Raw genomic sequence first — 22,334 nt, 5'->3', positions numbered from 1 at the left:
CAAAGTCTGGCCTGCGATAACTATCCGACTGCTGCGGCGTCAAACAGCCCGTCGGTATCCCGATCTGTCAGAAAGGCATCTACCAGGGGACAGTAACTTTTACTGTTGCTCTACCCCCTCGGCCATTAACCTCTGTCTCTTCGCCTGCTCTTTCGTTTCTCGGGCCTCGCCGTCTCCCTCCCCCCACCCGTCACGGTTAGGCGGCATCCCCGGAGGTACCCGTCGAAATGCGCTCCGTTGCTTGACCTATCGGACGAACGTTCTACACGAAGGGTGCGCCGCTGCACGTCAACGCTGGTAATCAACTCTGCGGCCTCGCCGATGCGAACGATCAGCTCGGAACTACGGCGGGTGAACGTGACCGGTACTGAGCGAAGAAGCTCTATCAGGGTGGCAGGGGACCAGAGCGAGCCGGGTGGGAGGACGAGGGTCCACTCGCCGGCGAGAGGGCTCGGGTCACCGTATGCGCCGGCGAGGGTGTCAAGTGTAGGGTTGAAGACGGCGCGGTGGCTCGCGGCGAGGGCGAGCGCAATCACGTAGGCGCGCGCGGCGCTGGCGACGTCGGGGCGGGATGTTGCGAGGCCGACCTCGAAGCCGTCCTGGTAACCGTGCCGTCCATCGAGGTTGCCGGTCCACACAAGGGTATGCGACCCATCGGCAATCATAGCTTTCGCGTGGGTCCGGGGACAGCCTGCTACCGTGACGGCGCCGTCTGGCGCGTCACCGAAGAGCCAGGCACCGGTCTCGCGGCGATCGGAGCGGCGATCGTCGGGCGGGAAAACGGCAAGAATGCGAACCTTGCGCGCAATGGCGGCGCGCAAGGCGAGCCCGACGGGGTGATCGCGGAGGTCAACTGCGCTGAAAGCGGTGAGGATCAGTTCGTGGCGGGCACGGTCGATGAGTTGCAGCGTGGCATGCAGGAGAGACGATTCGTCACGGCCGATGGTGGCGACGACAGTATCTGGACTGCGGAGGACCATCGGTCTCCAGGGTGGGCCGGGGTCGGGATGCAGCTTCTTCACATCGAGGTCAGCGGCTGGCGGCGACTGATGCGTGAAGCGGTGGAGGAAGACGCGGGCAAAGGCGCGACCGAGTTCCCGTGCGAGCGTGGGCTCGCGTACAAGCAGACCGTTCTCGGGATTCTTCTGGTAGGCCGCCTCCGTGGCGTTCGCGGACGTAACAAGGGCGACGCGATCATCGACGACGCAGAGCTTCGCGTGCAGGTCGGCTGCGCTGCGGAGCCATGCGCCTGCCCTGGCAAGCGTACGAAGGTTGTCAAAGTGCTGCAACCGCCGGTTGCGGTCGATCTGCTCGCGCTTTCCCGGCTCATCATCGTCGGGTTCGCCGACGTCCATAGGGAAACTGCGATCGAGCGCGGTGAGCACGTACACGCCTCCCCGAAGACGCTCGGCCTTACGGGCGAGCGCTTCCGCGACGGCGCGATCGGCAAACAGGAAGCTGGCGAGGAAGACTTTCTCCTCGGCGCGCTCGATGAGATCGAGCAGCGCAGCGCGCAGGGGCGCGTTTGGGTCCGGGCCGGTGGTCGCGACGTGCGCGATCGGACCTGCCGCCGTCGGACCGGGCAGCGGATCTGGTTCGATCCACGCCGGGAGCATGGGCGCCCCTGGCACGAAGAACATGCCCGCGAGGCGCTCAGCGCCGAGCGCGACGGTGCGAGCGGCGTCAATCATGCAACACCTCGCCGAGGTACGGGGCGACGAGGTCCCGCTCGAGGCGGCCAGCACAGAGGACTCCCCGCAAGGCAAGGTGCGCCCAGAGGCGCTCATGGACCGTAGCGATGTCGGGCGGTGCCGCGTCGCTCCATGACCAGAACGAGCAGAGTTTTTCCCAGGTCATCGCGAGGGCGCGCCTGAGGCCCGTGCGTAGAGCGTTCGGACGGCGGCTGAGAAAGGTGAAAAGGGCCTCATGGGCCGCTTCGGTCGACGCCGGGATCGCTCGCAGGTGGACGCGCGCAAGGAAGCCAGCTCCGGGATTCGGTAGCGACCGCCACACCGGCGCAGGCTCGTCTCCCGGACCGAGAAGCTCGATGAACTGCGCGCCGTCAGCGAGGACTGGAAACGGAGACAAGGGTGCAGGAGAATGAAGGCGCATCCCGGCATCGTGGAGGATCTTGTCAACATCGCGAAGAGTCTGAAGCCACGAAGGGAGAGCAGCAAACGGGTGAATGTGAACGAGCGGGCGGAGATCGGTGTCACCGCGCCGAAAGACCGCCGTGTGGAGCCGGGGTGTCAACGGTTCCGTTGGCGACGTATGCACAGCGATCAAGAGCCAAGCTTCCAGGTTCTCCGACGCCAAGCGAACCTCGTAGGGTGCTCCTAGCGAGCAGCCGAGAAGGCGCCCCTCAATGCGCTCGCCACCTGGAATGTCCGTGAGCGTATCTGCGAGTCCGATCGCCTCGAAGCGGGCTTGCCGTGAGGCACGAAGGGCCTCATCCAGCGCTTGAAGCGGCTTTGGAACCTCCGTCGGAGGCAGCGGAAGAGCACGCCGTGCGGGCGCGTGCATCGGTCGCGAGAGAACGCTCACCACGACGAGAGGATCGGCGCTCATCAGAAGACGAAGGGAACGCTGGCGAATGACAACGCGAGCGCCGGCGGCAAGCGCTTCAGCGCCCGCCTCCGTCAGCGAGAGGCCGGGCTCGCGATCGACCTGTACAGGCTCGACCTGGCGCGCGGAGGTACCCCGCGCGGTGATGCTGCTCGCTCGCAGCAGGCCGTTCTTCGTGAGGCGCGCGACGATGTGCGGGGACAGCTCTGGGCCGAGGCCGAGATAGGCCCTGACATGGCCCGCAGTGACCGTGCCAAGCGCCCGAGCGAGCTGCAGAACGGCACGGTCGGCTGGCGGGAGTTTCTCCTCTACCGCGAGGTCTACCGAAGACAGCTCGACCTCGTAGAGCTTGAGTGCGCGCCCGAGAACCAACGCCGGAGCATCGGGTCGCTCCTCGAGCACACGTGCAGCGGTGATGAATTGAGCCGGATCCATCATTGCCTCTCGGCGCCAGGCCGCCGGCCGATCCGCTTACCCCATGCCTGTTTATGCTCGCAGTCGGCGAGAAGCTCGCGAAGTAGATCGCCCGGCGGACGCTCCTTGTTGCCTCGCCTTGCGAGCGTGGAGGTGTCGCCGACCACGATCCGCTTGTGGTGGGCGCGAGTTACCGCGACGTTGAGCCGGTTGAGGTTGTTGACGTGACCTCGGCGGTGCATCGGGTTGCTGCGCGTTCCCGAGAGGATGATCACATGCTTCTCCTGTCCCTGAAAGCGGTCCACCAGGCTCACGTGAACATCAATAACCCCGCCGGCCGCTGTGCGACGGTGAGCGGGCCCGCGCCACTGCGACTTTCCAGGCCGATACAGCGAAGAGAGCGCGTCGATGAGCTTGCGGGCTTGTGAGAGGTAGAAGGTGATGACACCGATCTCGAACGGATCGTCGTAGCGGCGCTCGCCACGGTAACTCCGCTCAGCCCAGGCGATACATCTCTCGACGACTTCGGCGGCGACATCGGCCTCCAAAGGGTTTACATACTCGCCGCTGTCCCATTGGTTGTCTCGCGGATGCTCGTAGCGATCGGCGGCCTCGGCCCAAGCCGTATCGATCCAGATCGCCGGAGCTTCCAGCCCAGGAATTGGCAATCCGAGGCTTGCAGTGTGGCTGGCAGACTTGTAGCCGAGGTTCTGTGGCCCGTAGACGCAACGTCGAGAAAATTCGGCGAGCTGCGGATGCATGCGGTGCTGACAGTCGAGGCTCACACGTCGCGAGGCGAGCTCCGGAATGCCGCGAATGAGCTCGAAGGCGCTGCGCATGGCAACGTCTTGCATGTCCAGCATCTCCGCGAGAAGGCGAGCGCGTGGGTAGAAGGCGGCCTCGTCGGTCAGAGGCGCCCCCTCCAGTGCGGCTGGGAGTTCCCCTGACTGGAGATGGGAGTCAGCCAGGTCGCGCCATTGGTCATCCGGAACGGTGGCGAGGCGGGTGATGACGTTCTCCGCTTCCCCCGGGAATGCGGCCGCCAGCAGATCTTCGCGTACTCGCTGCCGGATACGATCGCTGGGATGCATTCGCTGCTCGAAGTGCCTGCGCAGCGTCCACGCGAGGTCCTCGATCTGTTCGTCATCTGCGTCGGCCTCGCCCCGCTCGGCACGTTGAGCGGCGATCGCACGTATCTCCGCGAGATCGGAATACGGAGCGAGCTGGAGGTGGTCGCCAACGACGATCCAGCGGCGCGCTCGGGTCGCGGGCACGAGCAACTCGGGGACCGTCGCCTTGCTGGCCTCGTCCATGATAAGCGCGTCGAAGATCGGCTCCGGGTCGCGGAACGCGGGCACCATGGCGATGCCGATGGGGGTCGCGCAAACGAGGTTCGCGTTCAACAGAAGCATATCGCCAAGCTTCGCGTCGTGCTCGATGGCGTCGTGCCACCCCCGCTGCGCCGCGACGACCGGATCGGCGGGGTCGGTCCCATCAAGTGCCACGTCGAGGCTTCCGCGCAACCGCTCGCAGAGCGACGCTCCGCGGCGGTCGACGAGGAAGCGGTGAGCTCGCTCGTCGACGGTATCCGGCCAGCCGAGACGCAGCGCGAAAATCCCAGCCTCGTCACCGATGCGCTGGAGCACGTGGTCGAGAGCCACGTGGGTCGGGGCAACGAGCAGGACGCGCTCTCTGCGAGCGACCAGGTTGCGGATGATCTCGCAGATGACCGTGGTCTTGCCTGTGCCGGGTGGCCCGTCAATCACACACAGGTCCGGGCTCGCGAGCGCAAGCGCGACGGCGCGGTGCTGCGCGTCGTTCTCGGGTCCCCGGGCGCCCAGCCGGGGAAATGCAGCTGCCGCCAGCTCGAACGCCGGCAATTCATCGGGGCGGACGAGTGTGTCGAGCAGCTGCACGTGCTCAGCGTGACGTCCTTCGGCCAGCGCTTCGAGTGCTTCGAGCATGCGCCGAAGCGGGCCGAGCGCGCTGGCGAGCCTTGCGTGCCCTTGCTCCGCGATCGGCTCGTCTCGGTCGTCCTCCCCGTGAAGCGTGAGCACGAGCCGCTCGTCGTCGACCTCGGCCACGTCAAGGCGGCACATCCCGCCGCCCAACCGCGGCAGATCGACCTGCGCACGCGGCAGGGAGAAAGGAAGAGGCCACCCTTCGTCCTCCCCGCGGACTTCGAGCCGGATCGGCTTCCTGGAGACGAGCTCGTACGCGACGGTCGACGACAGGTTCCGGAGCCGATCGCGCAGGGCCTCCAGGTAGCGCTGGTACGGCAGAAGAAACGCGCGGTCCGCCCGCTCGATCGGGTCAACCCGCCGCGCGAGCCCCATGACCTGCACACGGGCGGCGACAGCCCGGAGGATGGTGTCCCCGTCAAATCCCGCGATGGTCCCGTGCCGGAACCGGGCGTAGAGGAGCGGTTCCGGTAGAGGTGCCTCAGCGCCGGCGTTCTGGTAGAGCGCCTCGATCACAAGGAAGCCGCCCTTCACCGGGAGCATCACAAATCGCCATGAGGGCGTCGTCAGCACCAGGGCGCACCTGGGCGGTCGCGCCGCCCCACGCGCGAATGCCCTCACCGCCTCCCAGTGGCCGTCGCCAGGGCGCACCCCCGCACGAATCTGCCCACCGAGCAGCGCGCCCACATCCAGGCCTGGCCCAAGCCTGCCCTGGATGTCGGAGCGCACCAGAAACGGGATCTCGGGCTCGATGCGCAACGTGCCCGCCAAGCCCTCACGCACATGGTTGTCGGTGAGCACCGGCAGGGAGATCCCATGAGCAGCGGCGTAGCGAGTGATCCGTTGGGTCAGCATGCAGCACCTCCGCCCGAGTGACGCGCTTTCGCCGTCTGACGCGGGCGACCTTCCGATCGCGCCGATGGTCGCCCGGACTTCCGGCGGACGAAGCGAACAGCGCGCCTCCGCCGGTAGCAGGTGATGAGGGCGCCGCCGTCGCCCACCACGAGGATCCAATCGCGTGCAAGTCGTGCTGCTTCCGTGCCGCGCAGGTCGACCGGGAGCCGCCGCTCCATCACGACAAGGTGGGTGGCTCCCGCCGCGCGGATATCCACGCCGTGGCGAAGGATGAAGTCGCGCACATTGTCGCGGAGATGTCGGTGGGAGGCGCGATCGAGGTAGTGACGTGTTGAACGCAGGGGGAACGATGCGGTGGATCGAGATGAGTTTTTCATGCTCGACCGTATTGCAGCGGGTGTGCCGAGCATCTTCCCCTCGACCGCGTGCCGGCTTGATCGAGCCGGTGGGCCCCTCCGGGGCATCCCGTTCGCCTTCTTGAGCCTGCGCGGCGTATGAACCGAGGTCCCTGCCGGGCTCCTCCTCCTGCCGGAGATCACCCTAAGCGGGCTTATGCCGCCAGAAAGATCCTTCTGCCGCACGGACCGGCGGCTACGCATCGCGAGGGTCCGCCCCCCGATCGACCGTCTCGAGCGCCGTGTCCCGCGGCATGTACGGGTCCCGCAGGCCGGCGCGAGCATCCAACCATGCCTCCACCACACGCCCAGCCGCCAGGCGGCTCGCGAACCAGCGGAGCGTCTCCCGAGGCGCTCGCCGCACACGAGCGCTTCGACCGCTCTATGCCTCCGCAACGCGACGCAGCAAATCGTGTTCACGAGGCCCTTGCCCCGCTACGCCGATGCGGCAACACGACCGCCGCGCTCGGGCTCCCACGGGAGGCTCGCGACCTTCGACGCCAGGAACTCGCGCCGGCCGCTCTCGTCGCCGGCATCGAAGAGCACCGCCTTCGCGTCGCCGACGATCGCGTTGACGTCGAGCACGACGCGGACGCGCGGGGAGAACCGCTCGGCCAGCACGACCAGATCTCCGGGACGCGGCCGGCGGGCGGGCCTGGCCGCGCGCGCGGGGTCGACGAGGACCTCTGCCAGGCGCTCGGCGAGGTCGAGGTGTACGATGAACCACCGATCGCTGTCGACCCGGGGCTTGGGTGTGCGGGCAACGCTCTCCTCGAGGATCGAGATCGCTTCTGGGTCAGCCGCGAGCCAGGGCGCGAGCAAGGCGTAGAGCTGCGCCGTGACCCAGGAATCGTCCTCGACGCCCCGCTGCCCTCCCCGCTCCGAGGACACCTCGACATCGAGGCCGACCTCCCAGGCAAGCCAGCCGAGGAGGCCGATCACCATCGAAAGCTCCTCGAACATCTCGCCGTCTGCTTCGGTGAGCGCACGTTGCGCCACCGGTTCAGCGCCCCACACGAGCGCGAGCGCCGCCGCCTCGTAGAGCCGCCATGCGTCATCCCGATCGACCAGTTCAAGTCGCTTCCGGCGCCATTCCGGCCGCTGCTCGATCAGGCGCAGGGCGCGGAGCACCCCGAGGACGGCGGCTAGCTGAACTACCGCTCGCCGGGCTCGGTCCGGTCCGGCTGCGAGCTCGAGCTGCTCTTCCATCCGCTTGATCAGCCGGCGCACCTTCCCGCGGCAAGCTTTCGCGAGGGCCTCGTGGTCGGGGGCCTCGCGCGCGAGCTCGCCGCCATCCTCCTCATCCACGCCGATCTGCTCCTGGTCGCTTGGCGGGCGCGGGCCGGGCGCGGCCGATAGGCCTTCGCCAAGGCGCCGCATGAGCGCGTCGAGCAACACCAGGACGTCGCCGCTCGCGAGCCGGCGCCGGCGTCTGCCAGCCTTCGGCCCGGCGGCATCCACGGCCAGAGAGGCCGGTCCCATGGACGGCTCCGTCGTGGCGGACGCCCCTCCGGCGGACCCCGATGGCGTCGTACGCACGACGTCATCGGAATCGAAGATCACCTTCTCGGTGAGCTTCAGGAGGGTCTCGAGCTGACCGGGGTCCTCCTCGAGCGCGCCGAGCGCCTGCCGCAGCGCCTTGCGCGTGTCGCCGCCGAGGTTCTTCGCGATCTCTTCGGTCCGGTGGACGATGACCAGCATCGGGTCACCGGGCGATCGCGCCTCGAGGAAGTGAGCCCCGTCACGTACGCCCTCAGGCGCCTCGATCGAGGTCCCGCTTCTCTCCCCCCGGACGACGGCCTGGCCGAGGACTGCGCCCTCCTCGCCGATGCCGTGCAAGACGACGCCCGCGCGGATCGGCGCCTGCGCCAGGAAGCCGTGGGCGGTTGGCGTGGCGATCCACACCTTCCGCCCAGGAGCATCGATTCGCGCCTGCTGGTTCGCCCGCCGCTCTGCGATGACCGACCAGTCGGCGTCCGTGATCGGCGGCGCTGCGCGCAGGACCTCGACGCCAAGCGCAGTGCCCGCGCCGACCCGCCTGTCGGCCACCACGGCCTCGGCGTTGCGGCTGGCCGGTGGCGCGAGGAACGCCGCGACGCTGGGGTTCGCGCTCCCGACCACCAGGAGCTCGCCGCCCGCCCCCTGGAACCAGAGCACCTTCGCGTGCAGGTAAGGCACAACGCCGTCGCGGCGGTGTGGGAGCTTCGGGACGCCGGCCACGTTGACGAACCGGACGCCGGGGAGCCTCGCCGCCTCCTCCGGATCGATTTCGACCGACGCGGGGTCGATCCCGATCACGGCCTCACGCGGCCGGACATCCGCGAGCAGCCGGCGCGCGAAGGCGAGCTTCGGATCGAAGAACGGTCCGCAGACGAACACGGTCGCGACGTCGCGCGGCATGCGGGGCGCGATCTGCGACCAGAGATCGGCGCCCGTCGCCGAGGACGTCAAGATCACGCGGTCGCCCGCGTCGGCGGCGACCGGGCCCTCCAGCCACGGAACGCCGAGCTTGAGGCCCTCGTAGGCCTCGACCACGTCGGGCAATCCGGAGGGGACGTGTCCGGCGAGGAACTCGAACGCCCGGCGGAACGGGGCCGCGGCGCCGCGGATCGAGGCGCCCTGGGCGCGGAACACGGCGGTCACCTCGTCGTTCAGCCCGAAGCCGGACAGCGTCAGGTTGTGGCTGCCGACGAACAGCGCCCCCTTCGACTTGCCGACGCGCAGCAGGATCTTCGGGTGGAAGGCGCCGCCGACCTCGACGGGGATCAGCGTATAGTCCCTCCCCGCGCGGCGCGGGCGGAGGTCCTCGCTCGCGAACGCCTCCGCGCACCGGGCGCCATCCATCATGAGGACGTTGTGCGTGCACCCCGCGGCGATCAGGCGCCGGAGCACGACCTCCTCGTAGAACGGGAAGTAGCAGTTGTAGGTCGCGATGACCGAGGCCCGGAATCCCGGCTCGGAGAGGTGTTCCATCAAGGAGATGGATGCGAGCTCATCCTCCACGGCACACCTCCAGCGCGGCGCGGCCGCGCTCGGTCAGCACGAGCCCATCGTCCTCGAGGTCGATCAGGTCGAGGTCCCTGAGGATCTGCACTGCCCTGGTGACGCGGGGGAGCGTGAACGTCGGCGCCGGCGCCTCGACGACGCGCAGCTCGCCTTCGAGCGGCCGGATGCGGAAGGTGTCGCGGCGCTCCGCGCGGAGCTTGCGGAGGGCGACCCGGAGATGGCGACCGACGCACCAGTGCACCGCGAGCCATCGGATCCACGCGCCGAGGCTCATCGCGGCCCACGTCGTGCGCGACGCCTGCCGGAGCGAGAGCAGGTGGACTTCTTGGGGGTCGAAGTACTCCGGGTCGAGCTCGAAGTCGGCGTACGGGTACTCGTCGACGCCGCGGGCGAGCAGGGCCAGCAGGATCTCGATGCTTTTCTCGGCGACCTCTCCAAGCTGATCGTCCTCGAGACCGAGGTCCAGGAGCTCCCATCCGAGCTGCAGCTCGTGCTCGGCAGCAGTCCAGTTGGCGAGCGGCGGCAGCTCGCCTCGCACCTGCGCGATCTCGTCGACAAGCGGCCTGGTGAGCCTCGCGCCGAACGACGAGAGCAGGCGTTCGCCCACGTCCGCGGCGTCGGCGGATTCGCGGAGAACGCCCCGGTGGTCGCGCTCGATGGCGCGGAGGATCGCCGCGAAGAGGCCCTGGACGGCGATCGAGAGGAGCTCGTTGCGCTGGTACGTCCCCCACCCTCCTCGCGCGCGAAGCAGCGCCCCGTCCAGCTCCCATGGCGAACCATCGGACAGCGCTCCGGCGTAGGAGGCGCCGCGCAGCAGCGCTTCGTAGTTGTACGTTGGGTTCTTTCCCTCGCGATGGACGAGGTCGAGCATCAGTCCGAGCGACGCCCGGCGCGCGGGGCCTCCATCGACCTCGTACGCGGCGGTCCTGGTCAGGAACAGGTTGAGCAGCAGCTCGTGCTCTCCAGGGCTTCCGTGGAGCCCGCAGGGGCAGAACGAGGCGAGCTCGTCGAGATCCGACCAGGTGATCGCGGATGCCTCCAGGAGGCGGAAGAACGCATCCTCCGCGACGCCCTTGGCGAAGGCCTCGGCGAGCTCGCGCCCTCGCTCGCGGTCGTACCCGGGTGGGTAGTCGTTCCCCTCCGGCGAGTGGTCGAGGATGCGGAGGTCGCGGAGTGGCCCGAAGTAGTACTGTCCGAGCCCGCCGAGCTTGTTCTTGAAGTAGCGCCTTGGTCCTTCGAAGGCCGCGTACTCGTCCAGCGAGATCTCCTCGACGTCGTCGCCGATCCGGAGCAGCTCGAACCGGCCGACCATTCCGATGCCGTGGCGCCTATCGTCGGCGTCGTCGAGCTCACGAGCGTGTCGGATGGCGATGAGCGCGAAGAGGCACTCCGCCCGGCGCAGCACGCGCCGGAACTCAGCGAGCGAGTGGTCGTCGTACCGGCGCTCGAAGGACCAGAGCAGCCATGGGTAGAAGGCGTAGTACCGCGCCCGGTCGGTGACGTTGGTGATGCCGGGAAGGAGCTGGGTGTAGAGGGTCGTGCACGGCGCCTGGACGCCGAGGTGATCGAGGCCGCGGATCGGCTCCGGTGGACACACCCAGGCGATGTTCTCCACAACCGTCATCCGTCCCCTCCCCCGACCTCGTGGTCAATAGTCACCCTGTCATCGGTAAGGCGACATAACATCGAAACATGCGCGACAGAAGCACCTGAGCACTGCACGCAGCACAGCGATTCAAGCCGGTTGCTCGCCGAGCTCCGCATCATCGACTACCCATGGATCGCCGCAGACGACGGCCGCGTGACGCAACCGCGCTCTTGGGCCGTCACCTGGATCCCGTCTCGGCAAACAGCTGCATCTGCCCAGCTTTCGAATCGATCCTTCGAGCGAGATCTCCCTGAAATGCGTGCCGAACAAGGGAGTCAAACAACTCCTCGCCAACTCGACTCGCATCAATCTGTCTGGCACGTGCCTCGTAGACGCGCCACACCAGGCTGGAGAATCGTCGCTGAAGCAGAAGAGGCGGGGCTGGCATCGCCACTGAACGAACCTTCTCCATTGAAATATTCAGCATCGAGCCACTCGTCCCGGTTGCTCGCTTCGTGAGCTCGAAACGAAATCCCGGATGGCTTAGCAAGGACTTCAAAAATTCGGCCGTAACCACCTCGCCCTCAGGCACAATCCGCCAGAGTTTGTCGGGTAGGAACAATCTGGGATCGTCCTGCTCTACCAAGCAGCATGCCGCAACGAGTTCTTGCGTGTTGGCGCGGCTAAAAATGAGGTCCCCGCGGCGGGGCGTCACGAGCTCGCGGTCGACATTACCGGAAAAAACTGCCTTATGCTCCTCTGGGCGGAAGTACCCCGAAGTCACAGAGCTCACCTTAAGGACGCCATACTCATCGTCGTTGCGGACGCGCGGTTCGCCGTTAGCGCTCCATCCGGCTTCGAAAGACGAGATCGCGTCACCCATGGCGATCACGGACCATTTCTTCGGGTTCGCCACTGGGTCCCCGAACATCTCCAGGAACGCCGACCGCAGCAGCTCCTCGGTGAGGGCGATGGCCTCCTTCCGCTTGCGTCGAATCGCGTCGGCCTTGTCGAGGATGTCGGCGATGCGACGTTGCTCTGGGATTGGAGGCCATAGAACTTCAACAGGGTGAATATTGTTTCGATTCAGCGTTGGATTTGAAGTACTGGCCTCATAATCACCGATCGGGAACTGCCCAAAGAAATGATACACAAAACGCGGAACATTTCCCTTAAAGTCTTTGACCCAGAGTGTCGTATCGTGTGGCCAGTAAGGACCTTCGACGTAATGGACTGCACCAACCGATCCCTTCCGCCCGAGTAAGACACCCGGACCGTCGGCAATGGAGGTATCATGGTACGCGGTGACACCTCCAGAAGAGACGACCGGAATCGATCCTGGCCGACATGTCGCCTTTGTAATATCCACACCTCTTTGAAGTGTAATTTCATCTCCAAGAAGGCATACTCGCCACCCCTTCGGGATCCGCTCAAGCTTCATCGGAGCATCTCCTCGAGTTCCGCGAGCTCACGGCTGATATCTTGCTCGATTTTGCGCAGCTTTTGAATGACATACCGAGGCGGATCAATCTTAACATCTTCGCGCACCGCTTCCTTGTAGCGGTTGATAGACAAATCAAAGCTCTTGTCTCGGATCTCGTCAAGCGGCACCATGAAGTGCTTAGCCGTTCGCTCAGTATCCTTCTTGGCGCTCCTCTTACGCCATCGCTCCAAAGCTACCGGAAGATCGTTCTCTTTCACGGGATCGCGCTTGTCGTCGAGCGAGAACCCGTCGGCCTCCACGTCGTAGAAAAAAACATGGTCCGTCTTGCCGCCCTTGGTGAACACGAGGATAGCCGTGGAGACGCCGGCATACGGCTTAAACACGCCCGAGGGCAGCGAGATGACCGCCTCGAGCTGATTGTCGTCGACGAGCATCTGCCGGAGCGCCACATGAGCTTTCGACGAGCCGAAGAGTACGCCGTCCGGCACGATCGTCGCGCTATGCCCCCCCTTCTTCAGCATCCGCAGGATTAGCGCCACGAAGAGCAGCTCCGTCTTCTTGGTCTTCACCTTCTGCGTGAGCGACGGGTGTACATCCTCGGCGTCGAGGCTTCCCTTGAACGGCGGGTTCGCCAGGATCACATCGAAGTACCCGTTCGCCTGCTTGCCAAACCTCTCCGGGAAGGAGTTCGAGAGCGTGTCCTGGTAGTGGATATCCGGGTTATCCACCCCATGAAGCATTAGGTTCATCGACGCGATGCGGAGCATCGTGCTGTCGAAATCGAACCCGTGGAACATGTCGTTCTGGATATGGGTGCGGTACTCCTCGAGCAGATCGCCGGTATAAACCTTCTCGCCGCCCGCGCCCTTGAGGATGCCCTTCGGCGAGGTGTACTTCTCTGTGAGGTACTGCATCACCCCCACCAGAAACCCCGCCGTCCCGCAGGCCGGGTCGCCGATGACATCCGTCGGCTTCGGATCCAGCATCTCCACCATGAACCGGATGATGTGCCGCGGCGTCCGGAATTGCCCGTTGATGCCCGCGGTCGTCAGCTTGCTGAGCAGGTACTCGTAGAGGTCTCCCTTCGCGTCCCCCTCGGTGATCGGCAGCTGATCGATCATGTTCACGGCCGAGACCAGGAGGCTCGGCTTCTGGATCATGAGCTGCGCGTCCTGCATGTACTCGGCGAAGGTCGTCCCGCCCTCGAGCGTGCGGAAGTGCGGGAACACCTCGTCGCGCACGATCTTCAGCATCTTCTCGGCCGGCGTCACATGCTTGAGCTGGTTCCAGCGCAGCAGCTGCTGCTTCTCGGAGAAGATCCGCTTAAACGGCTTCTTCGTCCGGGCCGCCTTCTTCTCGTTGAGGGTCTCCGTCACATCGAGCAGGCGGGCGAACATCAAGAACGAGATCTGCTCGATCACCGTGAGCGGGTTCGTGATGCCGCCCGTCCAGAACTCGGTCCAGAGCTTGTCGATGTCGTTCTTTTGCTTCGTGGTCAGGTTGCTCATGAGGCTCGTCGGCTGGCAGGCGGCGGTTCGGAAGGCGCCGCCGCCTTCGTCTGGAAGGTTTCGAGAATGGCGATGATCTGGTCGACCTCGCCGGAGTTCGGAAACACTCCATCCACGCTCTCCGCGTGGACCGTGGTGAACGGCGGCTCGTAGAGCCGCTCCAGTTCGATGCCCCCGTGCTGGGCGATGTGGTTCTGCAACACCTGCAAAAAGCGGAGCTGCTGCGCCGACAACCGCGGGTGGTTGTGCACGAAGCCCGCGAACGCTCGCTCGACCGCCGCCGCATCCAGCCCCACGAGGCTCCGGAACACCGCGAGCAGCGATCGCCGCGCTTCCGGCTGCCGCCCGACGAGGTGCTTGATGTTGGCCTTGTCGTCGACCTGAAGGACGAGCCGGCAGAGCTCGTCGAGCTCCTCCTCGCGCACGGCCTTTCCGCCGCGGATCCGCGCCAGCGTAGGGTTCTCGGCGAAGTGCGCCGCCAGCACCGACTCAACGCGCCGCTTGTATTCGACATAGTCGAGTCCGTCGAGCTTCGGGATGTACGCCTCGCCCGCGACCTCGCCGTCGGAGACGTCGTAGACCAGAGGCCCGACCCGCCCCCTGGGCGCCTGCTGCTGGTACTTCATGATGCCGCGCAGCTCGCGCCGGATCTCCTCGATCTTCGGCACTGTCACCGATTCCCAGAACCCCTTGCTGCGCACGGCGGTGATCTCCGCCGCCTTCGCCTTCACCGGGTTCTGGTTCTTCATCAGGAGCTCGACCTGCTCCTGCACGTGCCCCTTCAGGTCCTGCACCCGCGGCGCGCCGACCCCGCCCTTGAGCAGCTCCAGCTCGAGCCGGCTCGCCAGCAGATCGAAGCGGTAAGCGTCCTCGTCCCCCCGGATGTTCCGCCACTGCATGAGCGGCGCCGCGATCGACAGGAGGTCCGCCTTCGTGGCCGCGGCGAACTGCGCGACCAGCTCGCGGTCGGAGAGGAGCTCGAGCTCCTTCCAGCGGTCACGCACCTCAATGCTGCCGGCGTCCTTGACCGCTCGCACGTCCTCCACGATCAGGTCGACCGTCGCCTGGAAAACGGGCTCGTCCATCCCGTCGAGCGCAGCCTCGGCGATGGCCACGCGGGTCTCGAAGAGCTGCTGCAGGAGCGACTTCTGCGGCGCTGGCTGCTTGTCCGTGTACTTCTCGTCGAAGAACCAGAAATTCGACCAGTGATCGAAGATCAGGAACTCCTTCTTGTCCTTGCCCGGGCCGAACAGGCCTCGGCAGAGGCGCGTGCCGCGGCCGATCATCTGCCAGAACTTCACGTACGACTTCACCGGCTTCGCGAACACCAAGTTCACCACCTCGGGCACGTCGATGCCGGTGTCGAGCATGTCGACCGAAATGGCGATGGTCAGCTCGTTGTCCTTGTTCTTGAAGTCGTCGATGAGCTGCTCGGCGCGCGGCTCTTGGTTGTCGATGACCCGGCAGAACTTCGCGCCGTACTGGGGGTAGATCGCGTAGAAGACCTCGGCGAGGTGGACCGCGTGCTTGTGGTTCCGGGCGAACACGATCGTCTTCCCGACGCGGCTCCCGGTCTCCTCGCGGATGCCCTGCTCCATGAGCCGACGCCAGAGAGAGCGCGTCGTGCCCTTGTTGAAGACGCTCTTCTCGAACACGCCGGACTCATGCTCGACGGCCTCGGGGTTCTCCTCTTGGTCCTCGAGCTCCGCGCGCTGTTGCTCCGTCATTTGGGAGTACTTGAAGCCCTCTTCCCGGAACTTGTTGGGGAAGCTCAGCACGCGGAAGGGCACCAGGTACGGTGGGTTGGACTCGATCGCCTGCTTGAACCCGAAGTGCGAGGTCGGGTCGTTCCCCTCGCACGCGAAGAGGTCGAACGTATCGCGATCGATGAACTTGACCGGCGTCGCCGTGAGGCCGACCTCCAGCGCATCGAAGTACATGAACAGGGCGCGGTACTTCTTGTAAATGCTCCGGTGCGACTCGTCCGCGATGACGAGGTCGAAGAAGCCGACGTCGAAGTCCTCGTAGTGCTTCATCATCGCCGGGTACGTGGCCAGGTAGATCCGCTTGCTCCGATCCGACCACGTCGAGCTGTTCACGATGACGCGGGGCTCGTCCGGCAAGAAGTCCTTGAAGGCGTTATCGGCCTGCTTGCGAAGTTCCCGCCGGTCGCAGAGGAACAGGATGCGCTTCGCACAGCCGGCCCGGAGGAGCACGTCGCACAGCGAGATGGCCACGCGGGTCTTGCCCGTACCCGTCGCTTGCACGAGGAGCGCCTTGCGGAACTTGTTCGTGAACCGCTCGCAGACCCGCTTCACCGCCTCGAGCTGGTACATGCGATCGGCGATCTGGAGGTTCGGCGCCACCGTGGCGAGCGGCACCTTGTTCTTCCTCTGGAGGAGCAGGTATTCGAGGCTGTCTTTCGAGTAGAAGCCGTACACCTTGCGCCATGACGGATCCTGGGCGTCGTCCCACACGAAGAGGTCGAACCCGTTGGTGAAGAACGCGATGGGCCGCTGGCCCGTCTCCTTCTCCAGGCACGCCGCGTAGAGCCGGGCCTGCTCGGCGCCGAGCCGCGCGTCCTTCACCGTCTTCTTCGCCTCCACGACGGCGAGCGGCCTGCCGTCGTCGCCGTAGAGCACATAGTCCGCGCGGCCGTCCCCCGAGGAGGTAGGCATCCCGAAGACCGGGACCTCCTGTCGGACCTGCTCCGTGTCGGCCCCGTTCAGGCCCACGTCCCAACCCGCGTCCAGCAACATCTGATCGATGAGCCGCCGACGGGTCGTGAGCTCGTTGAACTGCAGGACCCTCGCGACCTTCTGCCCCTCGGCCTTGAGCTTCTCCAGCTCCTCGGCCGACTGGCCGGCCACCTGCTCTGCCTCCCGCCGCTTTTTCCGCTCTTCTTCGAGGGAGGCGAGGACCTTCTCGTACTGCGCCTCGGCAAGGCGCAGCTTTTCGAGCGCTTCCTTCTCCTTGGCGCCGTGGGCCTGCGCCCGGACGGGTGGGGTGTAAGTCGGGCAGTCCTTCCGCGCGCCGTGGTCGACCTGCAGGTGAAACCACTGGGCGACTTCGAAGGTCTGGTACAGGCGGTCCAGCGCCACGTCGCTGGTGATGGGCTTGCGCGGATGGGCGGCGTGGTTGCCGGCGACGCGCACCGCGTGGAGCTTCTGCAGCACGACGTCGGGGACGGCTTGCTTGAGCTCCTCGGTGCGGAGCAGGTCGTTGAGGTTGTCGCTGAGCGGCAGGCGAAGGCCGTACCCCTCGTAGATCGCGAGCACCGCCTGTTCGATGAGGCCCCGCTGCTTGATGAGCGAGCCCGCGGGGTCGGAGTGCGCGTACGCCTCCGCGAACGCGCCGAGCTCGGCGAGCTCGGGATGCTTGCGTCGCAAGAATTCAAAGTTCTGGGAGTTCAAGATGGCGTCCTTGGGCAGCATGCCCACGCTATGTGCAGAGCCTGTTCCATCACTCGGCCACCCCGTACTTCTCGAGCCAGTTCTTCAGCGTCTGGTAGTTGGAGAGCCCCACCAGGGAGGCGGCCTTCGTCTTGTTCCCCTGCGCTTCGACCATCGCGCGCGCCAGGTAGTGACGAGCGACGTCGCCGAGGAGGTCCGCCAACCGGAAGCCATCCCCCAAGGGGCGCCCGAGGACTTCTGGTCCTGATCCCGCCGCGGGGACCCCAACGAGCGCTTCGCGCGCTTCGCTCTCCTCGATGGACGGCCCCTTCGACCAGACGAAGGCGCGCAGCAGCGTGGCCTCGAGCTCGCGGACGTTGCCAGGCCAGTGGTGCTGCAGGAGAATGTTTCTTGCGCCGGCAGAAAGTTTTTTGTGCACGCCGGACTGCGCCGCCATGTCCGCGTTGAGCTTATCGAGCAGCCGCTGGAGGAGAAGGCCGATGTCGCCTTCACGTTCGCGGAGCGGCGGCACCTTCAGAACGAGCACGGCCAGCCGGAAGTACAAATCCTCTCTGAAGCGACGCTCGCGAACCTCGTCCAGCAGGTTGCGGTTCGTTGCCGCGATCACGCGGACATCGACGCCGACGTCGGTCTTGCCGCCGATGCGCCGGACCATCTTCTCCTGCAGCGCACGGAGTAGCTTCACCTGCGCGTCGAGCGGCAGCTCTCCTACCTCGTCGAGGAAGAGCGTTCCCCCTTCAGCCTGCTCGAAGTAGCCGGCGTGGTCTGCGGCGCCGGTGAACGCGCCCTTCGTGTGCCCGAAGAACTGCGACTCGACCAGCTCCTTCGGGATCGCGCCGCAGTTCACGGTGACCAGGGGCATGTCCTTACGCGGGCTCTCCTTGTGGATGGCCGCCGCGAGGAGCTCCTTGCCGGTCCCCGACTCGCCTTCGATGAGGATGGCCGCCGAGTATGGCGCAGCCTGACGGGCGCGACGCACCAGGCGCTTCATCGCGTCGCTGCGGTGCAGGATGTCCCCGAACTTCGGCTCCTCGGGGCGAAGCCCGCCGCTCAGACGCTCGAGGTCCTCGTCGGCGCGCCGGATCACCTCCGGGATGAACTCGGCGGCGAGCTCGAACGGCACGTCGGCCGTGCGGACGCCCGCCTCCTTCGACGACTCGATGAGCTCGGCCTCGAAGCGCGTCTTCGCGACGATGATCCAGATGGACGCCATCGCCGGGGTGCCGGGGCTCAGGTGGAAGGTCAGCTTCGCCTTCTTGCCGTACTCGTCGACCGCCCACAGGACCGACGCGGTGACGGCGCGGTAGATGTCCGCGTAGTGCGTCGGGGAGGACAGCTTCTCCTGGCGGACGACGAGGCTCGCCTTCGTCTTCTTCTTGAGCCACCGCTCGACGAGCGCGGCCTCTTCCGCCCGGTAGTTGTTCAGCAGGACGACGTGGTCGAAGTCGCGGTCGACGAGGGCCTGCGCGAGGGGACCATCGCCGACCGAGGCGTCTCCAGAGGCCGCCTTGATGTCGGTCTTCCCGATCCACGCAAGGAGAACGCGCGCCATCGTGACGGGCAGCGTAACAAAACTTCTGGCAGCAGAGACATTCTTCTTCTCCCTCCGGCCTGTTCCTCTCGCAACGCAATCGCGTCGGCCGAGCGTGCGACTCCGCGACGCATGGAACGGGACATGAAGAAGGGTGGCGCATGCACATGCAAGCCCCGCTCACCGTCCTCGTCACCGTGAACACCAGTGCCATCGAGGCCCATATCCACGATCACCGCGACGACGTGCTCGCCGCCTTCGGCCCCCTCAACGATGCCCAGCGTGCGGTCCTCGGCACCGATGCGTGGACCATCGGGCTGCACGCGCTCTTGAACGCGCACCGGCAGGCCGAGGAGTCGCGCCTGTACGACATCAGCAAGACGCTCAAGGAGGACCTCGACCAGCAGCTCGCCGCCTACATCGAGCGCCAGCAGGCGACCCTCGTGCAGGTGCTCGCGCGCTACTTCGACCCCCGCGATGGCCAGGTCATCGCCCGCCTCGAGGGCTTCCTGCGGGACGAGGGCGACCTCGCCCGGACGATGGAGCGCTTTCTTTCGCCGGAGCACGGAGCCCTGGCCCAGACGCTCGCCCGCGAGCTCGGGCAGAACAGCCCGCTGCTCCGCCGGCTGAGCCCGACCGACAGCGAGGGGATCCTCTTCCTGATCGAGTCGAAGCTGCGCGAGGTGCTCGAGAAGAACCAGGCCGAGGTCGCCCGCGCGCTCGATCCTGTTGCCGATGATGGCGCCGTCGCCCGCTTCCTCCGCGCCCTGCGCAAGCAGCTGGAGGATGCGGACGAGGACCGCAGCAAGCAGCTCGCGCTCGCGACGAAGGCTCTCGACGCGAACGACGAGAACTCGCTCCTGAGCCGCCTGGCGCGCGAAACCGCCGCGGCCCGGACCGCCCTCCTGTCGGCGATGAACCCGGAGCTTCCCAGCTCGCCGATGGCGGTTCTGAAGAACTCCCTTTCAGCACTTCTGCGGCAGCACGGGGAGTCACAGCGCGAGGCGATGGCCGCGATGCAGGAGCGCCAGACGAAGCTCGAGCAGGCGATCCGTGAATCGCTCGTCCGCCTCGAGGAGCGCAAGCGGGGCGACGCCAGGTCGGCGCGCGGAGGCTTCAACTACGAGGAGGCCGTGCTCCTCTTCGTTCAGCGCGCCGTGGAGGGGGCGCCGGTCACCGTAGACACGACCGGGAACACGGTCGGCGCGAAGCCGGGCTGCAAGGTCGGCGACCAGGTCATCCGCTTCACCGAGGAGAGCGTCTACGCAGGCGGCTCCATGGTGATCGAGGCGAAGCGTGACGGGGCGTACACGGTGACCAAGGCCCTGCAGGAGCTCGAGCGCGCCCGCGGCAACCGCCTCGCGCACAGCGGCGTCTTCGTCATCGCGCGCAGTCACGCCCCCGCGGCGTTCCCGCGTTTCGCGCGCTACGGCAACGACATCCTCGTGGTGTGGGACGAGGAGGACAAGGAGACCGACCCGTACCTGCACGCCGCGATTCTCCTCGGACTCGCGCTCGCGAGCCGCCAGCGGCGCCCCGAGGACGCGGGCGACATCGAGGCGCTCGCTGACATCGAGCACCGTATCCAGAAGGAGCTCGACCGGCTCGACACGATGCGCAAGCTCAGCGAGTCGATCCGCAGCGATGCCGAGAAGCTGGGCGAAGAGGTGCGCAAGGGCGGCGACGCGCTCGGCAGGCTGCTGCGTAAGGCGAAGGCGACCCTGAAGGCGCTGAACGTGGAGCTCGCCGAGGCCGAGGACGCGAAGAGGGCGCCCGTGGTGTTGCCGGCTGGGTCTCTGGAACAGGCGCGCGCGGCGCTCGCGGAGCACACGGCCGAGCCGGACGGCAAGCTGCCCGTGCGGCGGAGCGCGTAGCTCTGCGGTGCACCTGCGTACACTGTCATCGAAAGCAGCCCCCTTAGGCGTCTCAGTTCAGATTGGCCGCCCGCATAGATCCCGGTGAGCAGGAGCATCGCAAGATTGTCACACATCGGTGCAGGTCACTACAGCGTCACGTCTCCCTCGATCTTCTTCCTGTCCGTAGAGAGCCAGATCACCTTTACGCCTATATCCGCGAGGAACGCACGCGCGGACTCTGTTGGATCTGAGGGGAAAAGCACCGCGAGGTCGACGCCGGCGCGACGACGGAGCCTACGCCGATAGTCGAGGAGCTGCCCCACCGCCATGCGGCAAAATGGTGCAGCGTCATGCGTCTTGGCCTCCACAAGGAGATCACGCTCCGTCCCCCGGTAGCGACGGATAAGCGCGTCGAACATGCACTCTGGGTTGTTACCCTGCTCCACGACTAACCCACGCCCCCTACAGATGGCGAGGAGCGCGTTCGTCATCGTGTTGTGGAGGCGCTGATGCGTAGCCGATAGAGCGAGACGAATTACCTTCACGTCGTGGTCGTCGCGAGGGAGCAGCGGCGTGCTCCCGTGTTTTCTCTGTCGCTCGGGGACTGAGCTCGCGGGAGGCGCATCGAGCGCCTCGCCGAGTTCATCATCATTCGCCGTGTCGAGCGCAAACGCGCCGTCCATGCCAGCCTGGTTCAGAAGGTTGACAAGACCATCGAACTGCTCGACGAGCGTGGAGTGCGCCAGTCCAAGCCTGCCCAGGCGTCGTCTGACCGTCTCTCTCGCGTTGATAACCGGCGAGCGCTCACGAACATCGAGGCACGCGACGACGGGCGTCAGCAGGTTGAACGCGGGCAGATTTCGGCCCCCCGGACGCGGAATCGGCGGAAGCCGCTCGATCATCTCATAAACCTTGCGAGCTGCTGGATCCGACGACGCGCTGCGCGCCCTTCTGAAGACGCTCGCGACCTCACGCCGATGCGCACGAACCCAGTCGAGACTCGTATTGCGAAAAGCCGCATAGAAGTTAACGAACCCGATCTCGAACGAGACTGGTTTGGCAACATCACGGGATACCCGGAGGCCACGAAGCTCCTCTACGAGTGCACCTCGACTCGCAGAAACGAGGTCAACGCGAAGGATCGCAGAGAGCGCGGGAGCAACGACTGTACGTGTATTGTCCGCCGTTACGCCACCATCGAATCCCTTAGTAATCCAACATAGCCGGCAGAGCGCATGAAGCTGTTCCGGAGACGGCCGTGGGGCTGCGAGCTCCCAGCACGCACGAACGAGGGTCGCCGTGTTCCTCTCGCGATCTATCCAGTCCACCGATCCGAGCATCCTTTTTTGACGGATCGAGGTCAAGACCCAAAGATGTGTGTAGCGCCCTCACATGGTGAGGCTGGGTGCGGCGAAAAATCCAGTGAGATCGCCACCACCTGCGCCGTCAGCTCTGCTTTCTGCCTCACGCGCTCGATCGCGGCTCGCAGCGCTGGGTCACGCGGGCGAGGATCTCCTCCCCCGCGAGGTCAAGCAGCGTCCGGAGTGTTAGCAATGACTCCCACGTATTTCAGCCGGTCGCGGCGAGCCGCTTCTTACCACTCGGGGCTTATTGGAAAATGGCCTGATCCAGCTCGCGAGGAGTCAGGCACATCGCCAGATCGTTCTGGGAAATCGGCGCGGCGTTCCGCTCAAGGAGCGTACGCACGCCGTCGCTCGCCCGCAGATCGCTTGACAGCTGGGCCCAGGCGGCCTCACGGAGAGATGGCTTCGGCTGGGCGGCCAGCGTGGCGCTCGCC

Annotated in this window: 11 protein-coding genes; 1 reads left to right on the top strand and 10 read right to left on the bottom strand. The window is 66.1% G+C overall.

Features of this window, described 5'->3' with window-relative positions; genetic code table 11:
• Window positions 1-125: 125 nt before the first annotated feature.
• The 9 genes from WMF14_RS18225 to WMF14_RS18185 form a co-directional block, all read right to left on the bottom strand.
• Window positions 126-1,691, bottom strand: a complete 1,566-nt coding sequence (locus tag WMF14_RS18225) for a phospholipase D-like domain-containing protein (protein WP_437802529.1) — start codon at window positions 1,689-1,691, stop codon at window positions 126-128.
• Window positions 1,684-3,003: a hypothetical protein gene (locus tag WMF14_RS18220; RefSeq protein WP_437802527.1), complete on the bottom strand. Its 1,320-nt coding sequence runs from the start codon at window positions 3,001-3,003 to the stop codon at window positions 1,684-1,686. The genes WMF14_RS18225 and WMF14_RS18220 overlap by 8 nt, the downstream gene beginning before the upstream one ends.
• Window positions 3,000-5,795: an AAA domain-containing protein gene (locus WMF14_RS18215; RefSeq protein WP_437802525.1), complete on the bottom strand. Its 2,796-nt coding sequence runs from the start codon at window positions 5,793-5,795 to the stop codon at window positions 3,000-3,002. The genes WMF14_RS18220 and WMF14_RS18215 overlap by 4 nt, the downstream gene beginning before the upstream one ends.
• Before the next feature lie 830 nt (window positions 5,796-6,625).
• Window positions 6,626-9,193 carry a hypothetical protein gene (locus WMF14_RS18210; protein WP_437802523.1) on the bottom strand — a complete coding sequence of 856 codons (2,568 nt, stop codon included), beginning with the start codon at window positions 9,191-9,193 and terminating at the stop codon, window positions 6,626-6,628.
• Entirely contained in the window at window positions 9,183-10,820 is a 1,638-nt protein-coding gene (locus WMF14_RS18205) for a hypothetical protein (RefSeq protein ID WP_437802521.1), read from the bottom strand. The genes WMF14_RS18210 and WMF14_RS18205 overlap by 11 nt, the downstream gene beginning before the upstream one ends.
• 202 nt (window positions 10,821-11,022) lie before the next feature.
• Window positions 11,023-12,225, bottom strand: coding sequence for a restriction endonuclease subunit S (locus tag WMF14_RS18200; RefSeq protein ID WP_437802519.1), 1,203 nt, complete (start codon window positions 12,223-12,225; stop codon window positions 11,023-11,025).
• Complete coding sequence (locus WMF14_RS18195) at window positions 12,222-13,736, bottom strand: type I restriction-modification system subunit M (RefSeq protein WP_437802517.1); 1,515 nt, start codon at window positions 13,734-13,736, stop codon at window positions 12,222-12,224. Before WMF14_RS18195 ends, WMF14_RS18200 begins: the two co-directional genes overlap by 4 nt.
• Complete coding sequence (locus WMF14_RS18190) at window positions 13,733-17,149, bottom strand: DEAD/DEAH box helicase family protein (RefSeq protein WP_437802515.1); 3,417 nt, start codon at window positions 17,147-17,149, stop codon at window positions 13,733-13,735. The genes WMF14_RS18195 and WMF14_RS18190 overlap by 4 nt, the downstream gene beginning before the upstream one ends.
• 49 nt (window positions 17,150-17,198) lie before the next feature.
• A complete protein-coding gene (locus tag WMF14_RS18185) occupies window positions 17,199-18,701 on the bottom strand; it encodes a sigma-54 interaction domain-containing protein (RefSeq protein WP_437802513.1) in 1,503 nt (500 codons plus the stop codon).
• A gap of 140 nt (window positions 18,702-18,841) precedes the next feature.
• On the opposite strand from WMF14_RS18185, the gene WMF14_RS18180 reads away from it, so the two are divergent.
• Complete coding sequence (locus WMF14_RS18180; protein ID WP_437802511.1) at window positions 18,842-20,554, top strand: hypothetical protein; 1,713 nt, start codon at window positions 18,842-18,844, stop codon at window positions 20,552-20,554.
• Between the two features lie 128 nt (window positions 20,555-20,682).
• On the opposite strand, the gene WMF14_RS18175 is transcribed toward WMF14_RS18180, so the two are convergent.
• Window positions 20,683-21,438 (bottom strand): hypothetical protein, encoded by a 756-nt coding sequence (locus tag WMF14_RS18175; protein WP_437802509.1) that lies wholly within the window; start codon window positions 21,436-21,438, stop codon window positions 20,683-20,685.
• Window positions 21,439-22,334: the final 896 nt, after the last annotated feature.

This window comes from Sorangium sp. So ce693 (genome assembly GCF_051521375.1).
GTDB classification, from domain to species: Bacteria; Myxococcota_A; Polyangia; order Polyangiales; family Polyangiaceae; genus Sorangium; species Sorangium atrum.
The sequence above is the reverse complement of the archived record's forward strand: the minus strand, read 5'-3'. Positions and strand labels throughout refer to the sequence as shown.

Bases quoted from the DNA above. Each gene is read 5' to 3' on its own strand.
- WMF14_RS18225 (WP_437802529.1), bottom strand. From the start codon at position 1,691: ATGATTGACGCCGCTCGCACCGTCGCGCTCGGCGCTGAGCGCCTCGCG.
- WMF14_RS18220 (WP_437802527.1), bottom strand. From the start codon at position 3,003: ATGATGGATCCGGCTCAATTCATCACCGCTGCACGTGTGCTCGAGGAG.
- WMF14_RS18215 (WP_437802525.1), bottom strand. From the start codon at position 5,795: ATGCTGACCCAACGGATCACTCGCTACGCCGCTGCTCATGGGATCTCC.
- WMF14_RS18205 (WP_437802521.1), bottom strand. From the start codon at position 10,820: ATGACGGTTGTGGAGAACATCGCCTGGGTGTGTCCACCGGAGCCGATC.
- WMF14_RS18200 (WP_437802519.1), bottom strand. From the start codon at position 12,225: ATGAAGCTTGAGCGGATCCCGAAGGGGTGGCGAGTATGCCTTCTTGGA.
- WMF14_RS18195 (WP_437802517.1), bottom strand. From the start codon at position 13,736: ATGAGCAACCTGACCACGAAGCAAAAGAACGACATCGACAAGCTCTGG.
- WMF14_RS18185 (WP_437802513.1), bottom strand. From the start codon at position 18,701: ATGGCGCGCGTTCTCCTTGCGTGGATCGGGAAGACCGACATCAAGGCG.
- WMF14_RS18180 (WP_437802511.1), top strand. From the start codon at position 18,842: ATGCACATGCAAGCCCCGCTCACCGTCCTCGTCACCGTGAACACCAGT.
- WMF14_RS18175 (WP_437802509.1), bottom strand. From the start codon at position 21,438: ATGATCGAGCGGCTTCCGCCGATTCCGCGTCCGGGGGGCCGAAATCTG.